The 14,273-nt window shown below is 66.9% G+C and carries 12 protein-coding genes; 7 read left to right on the forward strand and 5 right to left on the reverse strand.

Features of this window, described 5'->3' with window-relative positions:
- Positions 1 to 16: 16 nt before the first annotated feature.
- Positions 17 to 2,839, reverse strand: a complete 2,823-nt coding sequence (ppc, locus tag MUN23_RS05505) for a phosphoenolpyruvate carboxylase (protein WP_248762869.1) — start codon at positions 2,837 to 2,839, stop codon at positions 17 to 19.
- 152 nt (positions 2,840 to 2,991) lie between these two features.
- Complete coding sequence (locus tag MUN23_RS05510; protein ID WP_248762871.1) at positions 2,992 to 3,672, reverse strand: NADPH-dependent F420 reductase; 681 nt, start codon at positions 3,670 to 3,672, stop codon at positions 2,992 to 2,994.
- A 126-nt stretch (positions 3,673 to 3,798) separates the two neighbouring features.
- On the opposite strand from MUN23_RS05510, the gene MUN23_RS05515 reads away from it, so the two are divergent.
- On the forward strand, positions 3,799 to 4,623 hold the full coding sequence (locus tag MUN23_RS05515) for a DUF1684 domain-containing protein (RefSeq protein WP_248762873.1): 825 nt from the start codon (positions 3,799 to 3,801) through the stop codon (positions 4,621 to 4,623).
- Between the two features lie 80 nt (positions 4,624 to 4,703).
- Here MUN23_RS05515 and MUN23_RS05520 read toward each other — a convergent pair whose 3' ends face one another.
- Together MUN23_RS05520 and MUN23_RS05525 are read right to left on the reverse strand one after the other, a co-directional pair.
- The gene (locus tag MUN23_RS05520; RefSeq protein ID WP_248762875.1) at positions 4,704 to 5,909 is read right to left on the reverse strand and encodes an acyl-CoA dehydrogenase family protein; all 1,206 of its coding nucleotides are present in this window, start codon (positions 5,907 to 5,909) and stop codon (positions 4,704 to 4,706) included.
- Positions 5,906 to 6,727 carry an SDR family NAD(P)-dependent oxidoreductase gene (locus MUN23_RS05525; RefSeq protein WP_248762881.1) on the reverse strand — a complete coding sequence of 274 codons (822 nt, stop codon included), beginning with the start codon at positions 6,725 to 6,727 and terminating at the stop codon, positions 5,906 to 5,908. Before MUN23_RS05525 ends, MUN23_RS05520 begins: the two co-directional genes overlap by 4 nt.
- A gap of 103 nt (positions 6,728 to 6,830) precedes the next feature.
- On the opposite strand from MUN23_RS05525, the gene MUN23_RS05530 reads away from it, so the two are divergent.
- The 4 genes from MUN23_RS05530 (at position 6,831) to MUN23_RS05545 (ending at position 11,981) form a co-directional block, all read left to right on the forward strand.
- Positions 6,831 to 7,994 carry a glycoside hydrolase family 76 protein gene (locus MUN23_RS05530; RefSeq protein ID WP_248762883.1) on the forward strand — a complete coding sequence of 388 codons (1,164 nt, stop codon included), beginning with the start codon at positions 6,831 to 6,833 and terminating at the stop codon, positions 7,992 to 7,994.
- Positions 7,995 to 8,162: 168 nt separating this feature from the next.
- On the forward strand, positions 8,163 to 9,221 hold the full coding sequence (locus MUN23_RS05535) for an iron ABC transporter substrate-binding protein (protein ID WP_248762885.1): 1,059 nt from the start codon (positions 8,163 to 8,165) through the stop codon (positions 9,219 to 9,221).
- 4 nt (positions 9,222 to 9,225) lie between these two features.
- Positions 9,226 to 10,818 carry an iron ABC transporter permease gene (locus MUN23_RS05540; RefSeq protein WP_248762887.1) on the forward strand — a complete coding sequence of 531 codons (1,593 nt, stop codon included), beginning with the start codon at positions 9,226 to 9,228 and terminating at the stop codon, positions 10,816 to 10,818.
- Positions 10,815 to 11,981: an ABC transporter ATP-binding protein gene (locus tag MUN23_RS05545; protein ID WP_248762889.1), complete on the forward strand. Its 1,167-nt coding sequence runs from the start codon at positions 10,815 to 10,817 to the stop codon at positions 11,979 to 11,981. The genes MUN23_RS05540 and MUN23_RS05545 overlap by 4 nt, the downstream gene beginning before the upstream one ends.
- A gap of 80 nt (positions 11,982 to 12,061) precedes the next feature.
- On the opposite strand, the gene MUN23_RS05550 is transcribed toward MUN23_RS05545, so the two are convergent.
- The gene (locus MUN23_RS05550) at positions 12,062 to 12,661 is read right to left on the reverse strand and encodes a YdeI family protein (protein ID WP_248762890.1); all 600 of its coding nucleotides are present in this window, start codon (positions 12,659 to 12,661) and stop codon (positions 12,062 to 12,064) included.
- Positions 12,662 to 12,738: 77 nt separating this feature from the next.
- Here MUN23_RS05550 and MUN23_RS05555 point away from each other — a divergent pair, with 77 nt between their 5' ends.
- Together MUN23_RS05555 and MUN23_RS05560 are read left to right on the forward strand one after the other, a co-directional pair.
- Positions 12,739 to 13,503, forward strand: coding sequence for a VOC family protein (locus tag MUN23_RS05555; protein WP_248762892.1), 765 nt, complete (start codon positions 12,739 to 12,741; stop codon positions 13,501 to 13,503).
- A 148-nt stretch (positions 13,504 to 13,651) separates the two neighbouring features.
- Entirely contained in the window at positions 13,652 to 14,191 is a 540-nt protein-coding gene (locus MUN23_RS05560; protein WP_056349560.1) for an NUDIX hydrolase family protein, read from the forward strand.
- Positions 14,192 to 14,273: the final 82 nt, after the last annotated feature.

The raw sequence follows: 14,273 nt of genomic DNA on the forward strand, positions 1-14,273 counted from the left end.
GTCCGAGGGGGTGGGGTTAGCCCGTGTTGCGCAGGCCGGCCGCCACCCCGTTGACCGTGATCAGCATGGCCCGCTGGAGGCGTTCGTCGATCTCGGCTCCGCTGATGCTCCCGCTTTCGGCGTTCTGGGCAGCCCGCACGCGGCGAAGCAACTCCACCTGCAGGTAGCTGATGGGGTCCAGGTACTGGTCCCGGATCTCCAGCGACCGCTTGAGCGTCGGCTGCGCGTCCAGGAGCACGTTCTCGCCCGTCAGGTTCTGGATCTCGGTGACCGTGAGTTCGTACTCTTCACGGATGGCCCGGAAAATGTGGTGCAGGTCCTCGGGAACCAGGGTGGCCACGTAGTACCCGGCGATGTCCATGTCCGTCTTGGCCAGCGTCATCTCCACGTTGGAGATGACCGACCGGAAGAAGTGCCAGTTCTCCATCATCTCCACCAGCTGCGCGGAGTTTCCGGCCTCGCGGGCAGCCTTCAGGCCCGAGCCCACACCGAACCAGCCCGGGACGATCTGCCGGGACTGGGTCCAGCCGAACACCCAGGGGATGGCACGCAGGCCGCCAAGCCCCGCCCCGGAATCCGGGCGTTTGGACGGGCGTGAGCCGATGTTCAGCGAGCCCAACTGCTCCACCGGTGTGGAGGCCAGGAAGTACGCGGGCAGGTCAGGATGGTCGATCAGATTCCGGTACCGGTCGAAGGCGCCGTCGGAGATGATTTCCATAACGTGCCCGTACCGTTCGCGCTGGTCGTCCGACGTGCGCGGATCCCTGTGCAGGGCCGAGCCCTGGAGCACTGCCGCGAGGGACAGCTCCAGGTTTTCCCGGGCCAGCTCCGGCAGCGAGTACTTGTCCGAGATGACCTCGCCCTGCTCAGTGAACTTAATCTCGCCTTCCAGCACGCCGTTGGGCTGGGCCATGATGGCGTCGTAGGTGGGTCCGCCGCCGCGGCCCACGGAACCGCCGCGGCCGTGGAACAACCGGACACGGACGCCATGCTTGGCCGCAACGTCGCGCAGGTTGCGCTGGGTCTTGTGGATCTCCCACTGGCTTGTCATCACGCCGGATTCCTTGTTGGAGTCCGAGTAGCCCAGCATGATTTCCTGGACGTCGCCGCGCAACCGGACCAAGTCGCGGTAGGACGGAACAGACAGCAGCTGGTCCACGATCTCCGCCGAGGCACGCAGTTCCTCCACGGTCTCCAGCAAGGGCGCGAACCCGATCTTGGCGTAGGGGGCGTCGCCGAACAGGTTGATCAGGCCTGCCTCGCGGGCCAGCACGGCCGCGGCCAGGACGTCGTCCGCGCCGCGGGTCATGGAAATGATGTAGGTCTCGATGACGTCCGGACCGTACGTGCGCAGGGCACGGCGGATCTCACGGAAGACGTCGTACGTGCCGTCAGCGACGCCGTCGAGCTTAATCGGGTGACCGGACAGCGGCCGGCGTGAGGCGAGCTCCAAGCCGAGCACCTCGAAGCGTTCCTCGCGGCTCAGTTCGGCATAGCGGATGCCGGGGCCGCCCAGCCGGTCCATCAGCTGGCCAACGGCGTCGTGGTGGTGGTCGGCGTGCTCACGGATGTCCAGGGTGGCCAGGTGCAGGCCGAAGGACGCGACGGCGCGGCGGACACGGGCCAGGGCGCCGTCGGCAGCGAGCGACGCGGAGTGGTTGCGGAGGGACAGCTCCAGCAGTTCGAGGTCGTTGAGGAGTTCCTCGGTGGAGCTGTAGTCACGGCCGTGCTCATGGGTGGAGTCCGCGGCAACCCGCTTGCCCGTGTTGATGAGCTTGGCCTTGATGCACGTGAGCTTCAGGCGGTACGGCTCCTGGGCGTTGAGCTCCAGGACACGCCGGTCCAGGCCCGGCAGCTTCTTCAGGTCCGCGTCGATGGAGTCCAGCAGGGTCTGGTCCGCGCCGGACAAGGCGGTGGAGTTGGACAGGATGGAGATCAGCTCGTCCATCATCGCGATGCTGATGCGGACGGCGTGCTGGTTCTGGATCTGCAGAATTTCCCGGGTGACCGCCGCAGTGACGTTGGGATTGCCGTCCCGGTCGCCGCCGATCCAGGACCCAAACCGGATGGGTGCGTCCTGGGACGAAAGGCTGACCCCGTGCTCGCCGAGCAGTTCCGAGAAATCCGAGAGCATCTCGGGCATGGCGTCCGTCAGGATGCCGCCGAGGTAGTAGATCGCGTTGCGGGCCTCGTCCACAGGGGTGGGGCGTACCTGGCGCAGTTCGTCGGTCTGCCACATCTGGTCGATGACCTCCGAAAGCTGGCGGTCCTGGCGGCGGCGCGCGGTGGTGCCTTCTTTCGTGGGCTCGGCCAGGACATCGGAGAGCTTGCGGATCTTGTCCAGCACGGAACGGCGCGAGGCTTCGGTGGGGTGGGCGGTGAAGATGGGGCGGACGTCCAGCCCGTTGACCACTTCCTGCAGGACTTCGGGCCCCGCCTTAGCGGCGATTTCGGTGACGGCCTTGGCCAGCCACCCGTCCTTCTCCTGCCGGGTCCGCAGGCCGCGGACCCGATGGACCTGCTCGGCCGCGTTGGCAAGGTGGAAGTAGAACGCGAACGCACGCACCAGGTCGGTGGCCTGCTCGATCGGCAGGGAGCCGAGCAGTTCGCGGACCTGTTCGACGACGTCGTGCGCGCTCCATGGTCCGGTGGCATCGGCACCGCCGCGTGCGGCTTCCTTGGACTCCTTGGTGAGGAGGCGGACCTGCTCCACCAGGGCAAGGAGTTCGGGGCCGTGCTGGCGGACCAGGGACTCACCCAGCAGCGTGGAGACGCGCCGGACGTCGGCCCTCAGTTCAGAGGCAAGGTCGGTTGAGGAGTTCATTGCAGTGTTAGCCATGGAAACTGTCTTTCGAGGGTTCGGACTTGGCTCGTACACTGCGCTGGATACTGTGAGCCACGTTACTAGCTATCGATGCTACCTGCACGGGATGGCGAAGGCGGAATCCGTCTCAGATATTGCGCCGGTCGCCGCCCCTGCCGCGCTGGACTTCAGCGGACGATCTTGAAATTGAAATCCGGAGTCCCCAACACCGACCACAGGCGCAGCCACACCGGGAGCATCATCTCCGCTCCGCGGGCGGTGGTGATGTCTCCGAGGTCAATAATATCGCGGTGGCCCAGCTCCTGCAGGAGCGCCGTCACGGTGTTCTTGGCACCGGCGTCGTCGCCGGAGACAAACACCGAGTGGTCCCCGCCGCTCAGCCGTCCGGGGTCAACCATCAGCCCGGCGTTCATGGTGTTGAGGGTTTTGACCACCCGCGCCTCCGGGAACGCGTGCTGGATCCGTTCGGCATTGCTGTCCGTGTTGACCGGGTTCAGGACCGGCGGCATGCCCTGGGAGAAGTCGAGCGGGTTGGAAACGTCCACCACAACTTTCCCCGACAGGTTGGCCGAACCCGCGGCACCGAGGGCGCTGAGTGCGCCCGCTCCGTTCGTTGCATTGAGTACCAGTTCCGCCCCGGCTGCGGCCTCCGCAAACGTTTCCAGGGCTATGTGCTGGTTGGCTACGTGCCATTCGCTGAAAGGTGGCGTGCCCATGGCGTCCGGCGCGCTGCGGGCGAGAGTCCCTCCCGGGTCGCGGGTGCCCACCACCACGTCGTGTCCCAGCGCGGACAACGCGCCCGCGAGGGTCCGGCCTGCGAAACCCGTGCCCAGGACCGCGATTTTCATGGTTCCTCCAAGGTCAGCCGTGGGAGTCCGGAACGAGGTTCCGTCGCCTCCGACGTTACTCTCCGCCGCCTGCAAGACAAGGTCTGCTGCAGCAACGCGGCGCGAGGTCCGTGGTGGAATGGACACATGGACACCACCGCAACCGCGCAGCTGGAACGCTGGCAGCGTTTCCGCACGAACCGGAACAAGGCCCTCGCCACCCGCCACGGCTGGCTGACGCTCACCTCCTTCCAGTGGCTGGAATCCCGACCCACGGCCGTCGACCTCGCCCCCGGCCTCTGGTCAACGGACGGCACGACGGCGGCGCTCACCGCTGCGGCGCAGGACGGCCTGACGCTGGTGGAAACGGGCGAGCCCGTTGACGGGACCATTACCGCCGCCCTCGCCAACGAGGAATCCCTGATGTGGGTGCAGTTCGGCGGCGCGGACGGGCAGCAGGTAGTGGTGGAACTCGCCATGCGCGCGGACCGGTACGCCATCCGGACCCGCGATTCCGGCTCGCCGGTGCTGACGGAGTTCGACGGCGTGCCGACCTTCGATTACAACCCGGACCTCGTGATTGAGGCCGCCTACGAGGCGTATCCGGAACCGGTGGCCGTCCCGATCGGAACGGCCAATCCGTTGGTGGACGGCGTCCATTATTCGGTGGGCGAGGTCGTTTTCCGGCTGCCGGGCATCGACCACGAGTTCCACCTGCAGGCGGAGGAGGAGAAGCTCGGCGCGCTCACCGTCACGTTCCACGACGAGACCAATGGCGACTCGACTGACGACTGGCGGAAGGTTTCCACGGCACGGCCCAGGCCGGATGGCTCCGTGGTTCTGGACTTCAACCGCGCCATCAACTACCCCAGCGCCTTCTCCCCGTTCGGGACCTGCCCTATGCCCGTGAAGAACAACAGCATGGACTACCGGATCGAAGCCGGCGAGAAGGACCCGATGCTCACCGACTGAGCGCGAACTGGCAAGTAATACCCTCAAAGTCGCGTTTTGAGGGTATTACCTGCCAGTTCGCGCTGCCTGCGGGGCCGGGGTCAGACGATCGCGGAGACGCCGGTGACCGCCCGGCCCACAATGAGCGTGTTGATTTCGAACGAGCCCTCGTAGGTGTAGATGGCCTCGGCGTCGGCGAAGATCTTGGCCATCCTGTAGTCGGTCACGATGCCGTTGCCGCCCAGGAGGGACCGGCCCAGCGCCACTGTCTCGCGCATCCGGGCGCTGGTGTAGGACTTGGCGAGGGCCACCTGCGGCATGTCCGCCACGCCGTCGTCCTGCAGCTGGGCAATGCGCGCCATCATGGCCATGCTGGCTACGGCGTTGCCCAGCATGGTGACCAGCTGCTGCTGGATGAGCTGGAATTTCGCCAGCGGCCGGCCGAACTGGTGGCGTTCGACGGCGTACTGCCGGGCGACGTCGAACGCCGCCAGCTGCTGCCCAACCGCCTGCCACCCCACCATGATCCGCGAGCCGCGCAGGAGCTGGTTGGTGTCCTCGAAACTGCTGATGCCGGCGAATCGGTCGGCCTCGGCGACCTGGACATCCTTAAGCACAATGTCCGCGTTCTGCACGGTCCGGAGCGCAATCTTGTTCTCGATCCGGCTCCGGCTCACGCCCGGCAAGGAAGCATCAACGATGAACCCTCGGACCGTGCCCTGCCCGTTGGCAGCCACGGCCTCGTCCTTGGCCCAGACGAGCATGTAGTCGCAGAACGTCCCGTTCCCGATCCAGCGCTTGGCGCCGTTGAGCACCCACGCGTCGCCGTCGTCGTCGGGCTCTCCCGTTGCGCTGGAGATGCGCCGGGCACTCGTTTCCATCCCGCCGGCAACGTCGGAACCGTGGCCGGGTTCGGTGAGCGCGAAGGCGCCCGTGATGCGCAGGCTTGAGGCGTCCGCAAGCAGCCGCTCTTTCTGGCCGGCCGAACCGAAACCGTAGAGCGACTCCACAAAAAGGTCGTGGTGGACCAGGAAAAATGTGGCGATCGAGGTGTCCACGCGCGTCATCTCTGCGATGACCAGTCCGGCGAAGAGGTTGCTGTAGCCGCGCTGCGCCGGCGTGCTCAGCTCCAGCGCGGCGAGCTTGGGCAGGATGTGCGCCGGGAACTCCGCCTTGTTCCACCAGTCCGACGCGTAGGGGGCGATCTCCGTGGCCAGGAACTCCCGCAGCTCGGCCAGTTTGGCCCGCTCCTTCGAGCTGAGGAGGGACTCGAACGCGAAAAAATCGGCGGTGGGCAACTCCGTCATTTCGGCCCCATTCGGATGGCACCGTCGAGCCGGATGGTTTCGCCGTTGATCATCGCATTTTCCACGATGTGGGCCACCAGACTGGCGTATTCGGCGGGCCGGCCAAGGCGCGACGGGTGCGGGACCTGCCGGCCCAGCGAATCCTGCGCGTCCTGCGGGAGGGTTGCCATCATGGGTGTTTCGAAGATGCCCGGGGCGATGGTCACCACCCGCACCAAGGAGCGGGCCAGCTCACGAGCCAGCGGCAGCGTCATGGCGGCGACGGCGCCCTTGGAAGCGGCGTAGGCGGGCTGGCCGATCTGCCCGTCGAAAGCTGCCACGGAGGCGGTGTTGATAATGACGCCGCGCTCGGGGCCGCCCAACTCAGTGCTGACCGGTTCGGTGGCAACCATGGCCGCGGCGGCCAGGCGCAGCACGTTGAAAGTCCCGATGAGGTTGACCTGTATGACGCGGTTGAACGTGTCCAGCGGAAGGACGCCGTCCCGGCCCAGGACCTTGCCCGGGGTGGCGACGCCGGCGCAGTTCACAACAATGCGCAGGGGTCCCAGCGCCACAGCGGTGTCGACGGCGGCCTGCACCTCAGCTTCGTTGGTGACGTCTGCGGGGACAAAGGCCGCTTGTGCCCCCGACCCGCCGCCCGAACCGCCGGCGGCGTTCAGCGCCGAGGCGTTGAGCTCGGCGGCGTAGGCCTCCCCGGCAGAGGACGGCAGGTCGATCAGCACCACCGAGGCGCCGGCGTCGAACAGGCGCTTCGCTGTGGCAGCGCCCAGCCCGGAAGCCCCACCCGTAATCAGCGCGACAGTACCCAAGACGTCCATACATCCTCCTTGATGCGGCCCCAACACCATAAGACCGGCGCGGAACATTAGTTAGTGCATGTTAACTGAAAATCCTGCGGGCCGCACCCACTAGGCTGAACGGATGACCATGCCGGATGCAGAACCTGCCCACTGGCAGGACCGGGCCAACGTGGCAGCCCGCTCCGTCACCGGACTCTTCGGCCGGCGGCTGCTGTTCCTGCCGGGAACACACCTGGCCGCCGTGCAATGGCCGTCACACCACGTGAAGAACCTCCTCCACCCGTGGCACTACTGGTGGCAGGCGCACTACGTGGACTGCCTGGTGGATGCCGGACGCCGCGAACTGGGCAACGGAGCCACCCCCGCCGCAAGGTTCAACAGCCCGCACCACCCCAGCGCCGGCAGGCTCGCGTCCAGGCTGGTCACGGGCATCCGGCTGCGCAACGCCTTCACCCTCGTCAACAACTACTACGACGACATGGCCTGGCTGGCGCTTGCGACGCACCGCCTGCAAAGCCTTGCCGAGGAGACGCGCAAACCCGGACACCGCCGCAACGCCAGAGTCCGCAAGACGCTGACCCTGCAGTTCGATTCCGCCTCCACCGATGACCTGGGCGGCGGGACCTTCTGGAGCAAAAACCGCGACTTCAAGAACACGCCGGCCACCGCCCCCGTGGCGCTCTACTACGCCCGGACAGGCCAGCAAGCCAAGGCGCAGCGGTTGGTGGACTGGCTCAATGCCGTGCTGTTTGACGAGGCCCGGGGCCTCTATGTTGACGGGGCGCGGCTCAGCCCGGCCGGCGAATTGATGGTGGAGAACACCCTCTACACCTACAACCAAGGCCCCGTACTGGGAGCCTTCCTGGAGCTCGGCGGCGACGCCAACTTCGCCAGGGCCGCGGCACTGGTGGACGCGGTCGCCAACCGGCTCACCGTACCGGGGCAGCGCATCCTCCGCTGCGATGGAACGGGCGACGGCGGACTCTTCACCGGGATTCTCTGCCGGTACCTGGCACTCGCGGCCGTCGATGCCCGGCTCCCGGAGTCCGCCCGGAACACCGCGAAGGAGCTCGTGACAGCTACTGCCGAAGCCTTCTGGGCGGGCCGCCGGCCGGCCGGCCGCGGAGCGGCATCAGCCACGGCTGAGAGCGTCCTGTTCTCCATCCACGCGGCACAACCGGCGGACACAACCTACCCGCCAGGTGCCGCCGTCGAACTTTCCACCCAGCTGCAGGCCTGGATGGCGCTGGAGGCCGCAGCGGCCATCCACAAAAGCCACGAATGAATTAGGGCACGCAACAGTTCCGTAATGCATGTGATCCTGATCACTTAAGGGCCGTGCCGCTTGGTGTCTTAGGTTTGGCTAACCTACAGTTTCACGAGTGAGCCAACCCTAACTCCGGGCTCGCCGGGACCGACGGTCCGCCAGACTTTTTCCCAGAAAGTAGCCCCGATGAAGATCCGCAACAGCGCCCTGGCCGGCATCGCACTCGCCGCCACCGCAGCCCTCGGACTGACCGCCTGTGGCGGCAGCACGTCCCCTGCAGCCACCGTCTCCCCGTCCGCAGACGGCCAGGTTTCCGGCGATGGCATCACGGTCTACAACGCGCAGCACGAGAGCCTGACCAAAGAATGGATCGAGGCCTTCACCAAGGAGACCGGCATCAAGGTCACCATGCGCCAGGGATCGGACACCGAACTGTCCAACCAGATCGTCCAGGAAGGCGCAGCCTCCCCGGCTGACGTTTTCCTCACCGAAAACTCCCCTGCAATGGCGCAGGTTGAGAACGCCGGCCTGTTTGCCGACGTCGACAAGGCCACCGTCGAGCAGGTTCCGGCCGAGTTCCGCCCGAGCACCAACAAGTGGACGGGCATCGCCGCCCGCTCCACCGTCTTGGTGTACGACAAGAACAAGATCAGCGAAGACAAGCTGCCCAAGTCCATGCTGGACCTGGCCACGCCGGAGTGGAAGGGCAAGTGGGCTGCATCGCCGTCCGGTGCCGACTTCCAGGCCATCGTCGCCGCGCTGCTCGAGCTCAAGGGCGAGGCAGCTACCGAGGAATGGCTCAAGGGCATGAAGGAAAACTTCAAGGCTTACAAAGGCAACAGCACCGCCATGAAGGCAGTCAACGCCGGTGAAATCGACGCCGCGCTGATCTACCACTACTACTACTACGGCGACCAGGCCAAGACCGGCGAGAACTCCAAGAACGTGGCCAGCCACTACTTCAAGAACCAGGATCCGGGCGCGTTTGTCTCCGTATCCGGCGGTGGCGTGCTGAAGTCCTCCAAGAAGGCAGCAGATGCGCAGGCCTTCCTGAAGTTCATCACCGGCAAGCAGGGTCAGGAAGTCCTCAAGGACGGCACCTCCTTCGAATACGCCATAGCTTCCGACGTCCCGGCCAACGACAAGCTGGTTCCGCTCAAGGAACTCCAGGCGCCCACCGTTGACCCGGCCAAGCTGAACTCCACGACGGTCAGCGAGCTGATGACCAAGGCAGGACTCCTGTAATTCAGTGACCACTGATCTATCGGCTCCCCCGGCAGCGGGGGGCACGACGACGGCGGGCCGGGGCACCAGCCCCCGCCCGCCTTTCGGCGTTCCTGCGGTGTCCATCCTGGCAGTGCTGATCGCCTTGTTTTCCCTGGTACCCCTGGGCTACGTCGTGTACATGACGGCGACAACCGGGTGGGACGCCGCCGTCGAACTGATCTTCCGGCCGCGGGTGGGCGAGCTCCTGCTCAACACCGTGCTGCTGGTGGTGTTCACTGTTCCGCTGAGCCTCGTCCTGGGCGTGGGCGGTGCTTGGCTGGTGGAGCGGACCAAACTCCGCGGCCACAAAATCTGGGCAGTGCTGCTGGCGGCACCGCTGGCCATCCCCGCGTTTGTGAACAGTTACGCGTGGGTCTCGGCGGTCCCGTCCCTGGCCGGGCTGGGCTCCGGGGTCCTCATCGCCACGCTTTCGTATTTCCCGCTGGTGTACATCCCCGCCGCGGCAACCCTCGGCCGCCTGGACCCTGCCATCGAACAGTCGGCTGCCTCACTGGGCCTCGGCAACTGGCGGGTCTTTTTCCGGGTTGTTCTCCCCCAGCTCAGGGTCGCCATGACCGGCGGCGCCCTCCTGGTGTCCCTGCACCTGCTCGCTGAATACGGTGCGTTCGCGATGATCCGGTTCGACACGTTCACCACCGCGATCATGGTCCAGTACCAGTCCACGTTCAACGGCACCGCCGGCAACATGCTGGCCAGTGTTCTGGTGTTTTTCTGTCTGATCCTGCTGGTGGTGGAGGTCCGCGGCCGGGGCACGGCCCGCTATGCCCGCGTTGGATCCGGCGCCCAGGCCAGGGCCCTGCGCCTGCCGCTGCACGCGTACCAGGTCCCGGCGCAGCTGTCCCTGCTGGTCCTGACGGGACTGGCCTTCGGGTTGCCGGTGTTCTTCGTCCTGCGCTGGATCGTCGCGGGCGGTTCTGCAATCTGGGCGGCTGACGAGTTCGCTCCGGCCCTCCTGACCACGCTCGGCTACGGCCTGGCCGGCGCGGTGGTGACAACCGCCGTCGCATTCCCCATGGCATTCCTTGCCGTGCGGCACCCCAGCTGGTTCAGCAAGTCCCTGGAACTCTCCAACTACGTCACCAGTTCCCTGCCCGGGATTGTGGTGGGCCTCGCGTTCGTCACCGTCAGCATCCGGCTGGTCCCCGGTGTCTATCAAACAGCCGGAGTCCTGGTGGCCGCCTACGTCCTGCTGTTCCTGCCGCGGGCGCTGGTCACCCTCCGCGCCGGCCTGTCCCAAGCCCCCAAGGAACTCGACGAAGCTGCACAGTCCCTGGGCAAACCGCCGTTGCTGGCCTTCATCCGCGTCACGCTGCGGCTGACCGCTCCGGCGGCGGCGGGTGGCGCGGCCCTGGTGTTCCTGGCCATAGCCAACGAGCTCACCGCCACGCTCCTGCTCTCCCCGAACGGGACCCGCACGCTTGCCACCGAGTTCTGGAGCAAGAGCAGCGAGATCGACTACGCCGGCGCCGCCCCCTACGCCTTGCTGATGATCCTGCTCTCTGCACCCATGACTTATCTTCTCTTCCAGCAGTCCAAGAAAGTGGCCGGACAGTGACCGAACAATCCCCCTCCAGGCTTCCGGAACCGCGGATCGCGCCGTCCGTGGCTCCCTCCACCAACAGCCACCTGCAGATTGCAGACGTCACCAAGAACTTTGCGTCCCAGGCCGTCCTCAGAGGCGTCAACCTGTCCGTGGCCAAGGGGGGCACCACCGCCATTGTGGGGCCCTCCGGCTCGGGCAAAACCACCCTGCTGCGGCTGATCGCGGGCTTTGAACACCCAGCCACCGGCAGCATCTCGCTCAACGGCACCAAGGTGGCGGGCGACGGCGTATGGTTGCCTGCGCACAGGCGCCAGGTGGGGTACGTGGCCCAGGACGGGGCGCTTTTCCCGCATCTGACGGTGGGCCAGAACATCGCGTTCGGCCTGGACACGGCCAAGCTGGCGGGTGGCCGCCGCGGGGCGGCGGGCCGGATCAGCGAGCTGCTGGACATGGTCTCGCTGGACGCCGCCATGGCCAAGCGGCGGCCACACCAGCTCTCCGGCGGTCAACAGCAACGTGTGGCCCTGGCCCGCGCCCTGGCCCGCGAGCCTGAACTGATGCTGCTGGACGAGCCCTTTTCCGCCTTGGACGCTGGCCTGCGCGTGGCCACCCGGAGGGCCGTGGCCAAGGTTCTCAACAAAGCCGGCGTCACCACCATCCTGGTCACCCACGACCAGGCCGAGGCCCTGTCCTTCGCGGACCAGGTGGCCGTGATGCGCGGCGGCAAGCTGGCCCAGATCGGCAACCCGTTTGTGGTTTACACCCGCCCCGCCGACCGCGCCACAGCGGAATTCCTGGGCGACGCCGTCATCCTGGACGCCTGGATGGAAGGCTCGCTGGCCACGTGCTCACTGGGCGGAATTCCGGTGCGCCGCCCGCCTGCCCAGGGCCGGGTCCAGCTGATGCTGCGTCCGGAACAGATCCGCATTGCCGAGGATGGCCCCATCCGCGGCGTGGTGGTGGACACCGACTACTTCGGGCCGGAAACCACCGTGCGCCTCAAACTCTCTGTGCCACCAGAACTGGCCGACCGCACCGACCACCGCTACCCCGGCGGCGGCGAAGTCATCACCATCCGCCACTGGAACGCCTCCATTGCCCGGCCGGGCATGGAACTCTGCCTGCGGGTGGTGGGCGAAGCCGTCGCCTTCCCGGTGGACCCCGCCTGTGATTGAGCCCGTCCCGCACCGGTGATTGAGCCCGTCGAAATCCGCCGGCAGTTCCCGGTGATTGAGCCTGTCGAAATCCGACCCTATTAGCCTCCGGCGGGCTTCTTCTTCTGCGGATACGGTGCCTCGCCCCGGGCCAGCATCTCCACAAAGCCGGCGATTTTCCGTTCCCTCGTGGACGCCTGCTTCACGGAATTCGTCCGGTAAATCAGGGCATACCGGTTCACGGAGGTAAGGACGTCGAACATGGCCTGGGCAGCGGGGACGGCAGCGATGGCGGCGGCCAGATCCGGCGGGACTTCCGCCGTCGCCTGCCCCACATAGGCCGCTTCCCAGCGCCCGTCCGCCTTGGCGGCGTCGACCGCCGCGCGGCCGGCTGCAGTCATCCGGCCGGCAGACTCGAGCTTCCCGATGCGGTCCACATTCCGCGCCGACCAGACGCTCTTCGGGCCGCGGCGGGTCATCCGCTGGAAGGAGCTGTCGTCGTCGCGCCGTTTGCCCTGCCCGTCGATCCAGCCAAAGCACAGCGCCTCCTGCAGCGCGGCTTCGTAGTCCAGTTCAGTGGTGTTGCCGCCCTTCTTATGCAGCACCAGCCACACGCCGGGGCTCGTGGCATGGTGCTGTTCCAGCCATAGCCGCCACTCCGCCGCGTCCGCTACCAGCAGTTCCTCGAGTTCGATGGCCATGGCACTATTCTGCCCGCCTTCTGCAGGAAGTGGCATGATGGCGGTAGCCGACCTGTCCTGGTTTCGAGGAGGAACCAATGCTGCGTGTCAGACCCGTCCATTTCACCTCCCTGCCGGACAGTTGGGAACAGCTCCTGACTGCCCTGGGCCTGGCCAAGACCGTCGATGACGGCCCGTGGCGGGAGTTCGACGCCGGTTCCGGCCGGCTGGCCCTGCATGTGGCCGACGCCGGCGCCACGGACGACGGCACCACTGCCTTGGGCGTGGAGGTGGGCGATCTGGCGGAATTCGCCCGGCGCACCGCCCTGGCCGCGGAGGAATCCGGGAACACGGTCGCCGAGCTCATCGCCGCCGACCACGGCGAGTCGTGCCGCATCACCGGCCGGGACGGCTTCAGCTTCCTGGCGGACAAAGGCGCCCGGGAGGCGAACGCGGCTGACGCTGATCCGGCGCTGACCGTCGTCGGGGTCTGGTTTACGGAGGATCCCGGCGCCGCCGCCGTGACGCTGCAGGACATCGGCGCCAGGTTCCGCCCCGTCCCGGACGCCGACGAAACCGCCGACTTTACCGCCAAGAACGGCGGGGTGCTGATGGTGCGGCCGGCATCGGGGCCGCCGCGGTCCGGCCTGGGATTTGAGTACGACGGCGATCTGGGCGCCTTGCGCGACCGGCTCACCGCCGCCGGGCTGGACGTCAGCGAAACCGAGGAAGCCTTCGGCCGGACCCTGCACGTGGCCAACCCCGACGCCGCCTCAGGAGCCGCAAGCCCCGCCCCGGAAGACACCGCAGCACCGCATGTCCCGCCCACCCTGTGGATCTCACAGCGCCGCGCCGCGCCGTGATCCGCTCTTAAGGCGAGCCCGGTCCGGGCGTGAACTGGCCCGAATATGGGCCGGCCGAGGGGTGAGATTCCGGCGCTTTGGACGAGGCTTTACGCTGATAGCTCACCTCCCAGCGGTCCTCAGCCGTCCGATGGGGTAGAACTTAACCATGAACGTTCGCACTCCTGACCCCAATCCCGGCTGGCTCTCCGAAGAAGACCTCTTTGAGGCCCGCGGGAGGCTCCCCATGATCTATGTGGAGGCCGTGCCGGTGAGGCTGGATCCGCTGGGTTTTGTGAACGAGGTCGGCACGCTGCTCCAGGCCGACGAGGACGGGAACATGATCCGGTCGCTGGTATCGGGCCGCGTGATCTACCGCGAGACCATCCGCGCCGCACTCCTGCGCCATATGGAAAAGGACCTGGGGCCGCTCGCCTTTCCGCAGCTCCCCATCAGCCCGGTCCCCTTCACGGTGGCCGAGTACTTCCCGGCCCCGTCCCAGACCGGCTTCACCGATGACCGCCAACACGCCGTGTCCCTGGCGTATGTCATTCCCGTGACCGGCGAATGCGAACCCCGCCAGGACGCCCTGGAACTGACCTGGATGACCCCGGCGGAAGTGCTAAGCCCCGACGTCCAGCTCGAATTCAGCGGCGGCCGCGGCGCCCTGGTCCGCCAGGCGCTGGCCTTTGCGGGCGTGGGTCACTGACGCCCGCGGGTTCCCCGGCGTCCCCGACTTCCGGGGCCCCGCTTTGTAGACTGTAGGGCGGACCGCAAGAGAACTTAAGGAC

Origin of the sequence: Pseudarthrobacter sp. SSS035 (genome assembly GCF_023273875.1) — a bacterium.
Lineage (GTDB): Bacteria > Actinomycetota > Actinomycetes > Actinomycetales > Micrococcaceae > Arthrobacter.

What these genes read in the sequence shown, in the direction of transcription:
- ppc (WP_248762869.1), bottom strand. Translation starts at nt 2,839, where the DNA reads ATGGCTAACACTGCAATGAACTCCTCAACCGACCTTGCCTCTGAACTG.
- MUN23_RS05560 (WP_056349560.1), top strand. Translation starts at nt 13,652, where the DNA reads ATGAACGTTCGCACTCCTGACCCCAATCCCGGCTGGCTCTCCGAAGAA.
- MUN23_RS05515 (WP_248762873.1), top strand. Translation starts at nt 3,799, where the DNA reads ATGGACACCACCGCAACCGCGCAGCTGGAACGCTGGCAGCGTTTCCGC.
- MUN23_RS05525 (WP_248762881.1), bottom strand. Translation starts at nt 6,727, where the DNA reads ATGGACGTCTTGGGTACTGTCGCGCTGATTACGGGTGGGGCTTCCGGG.
- MUN23_RS05550 (WP_248762890.1), bottom strand. Translation starts at nt 12,661, where the DNA reads ATGGCCATCGAACTCGAGGAACTGCTGGTAGCGGACGCGGCGGAGTGG.
- MUN23_RS05535 (WP_248762885.1), top strand. Translation starts at nt 8,163, where the DNA reads ATGAAGATCCGCAACAGCGCCCTGGCCGGCATCGCACTCGCCGCCACC.
- MUN23_RS05555 (WP_248762892.1), top strand. Translation starts at nt 12,739, where the DNA reads ATGCTGCGTGTCAGACCCGTCCATTTCACCTCCCTGCCGGACAGTTGG.
- MUN23_RS05510 (WP_248762871.1), bottom strand. Translation starts at nt 3,672, where the DNA reads ATGAAAATCGCGGTCCTGGGCACGGGTTTCGCAGGCCGGACCCTCGCG.
- MUN23_RS05530 (WP_248762883.1), top strand. Translation starts at nt 6,831, where the DNA reads ATGACCATGCCGGATGCAGAACCTGCCCACTGGCAGGACCGGGCCAAC.
- MUN23_RS05520 (WP_248762875.1), bottom strand. Translation starts at nt 5,909, where the DNA reads ATGACGGAGTTGCCCACCGCCGATTTTTTCGCGTTCGAGTCCCTCCTC.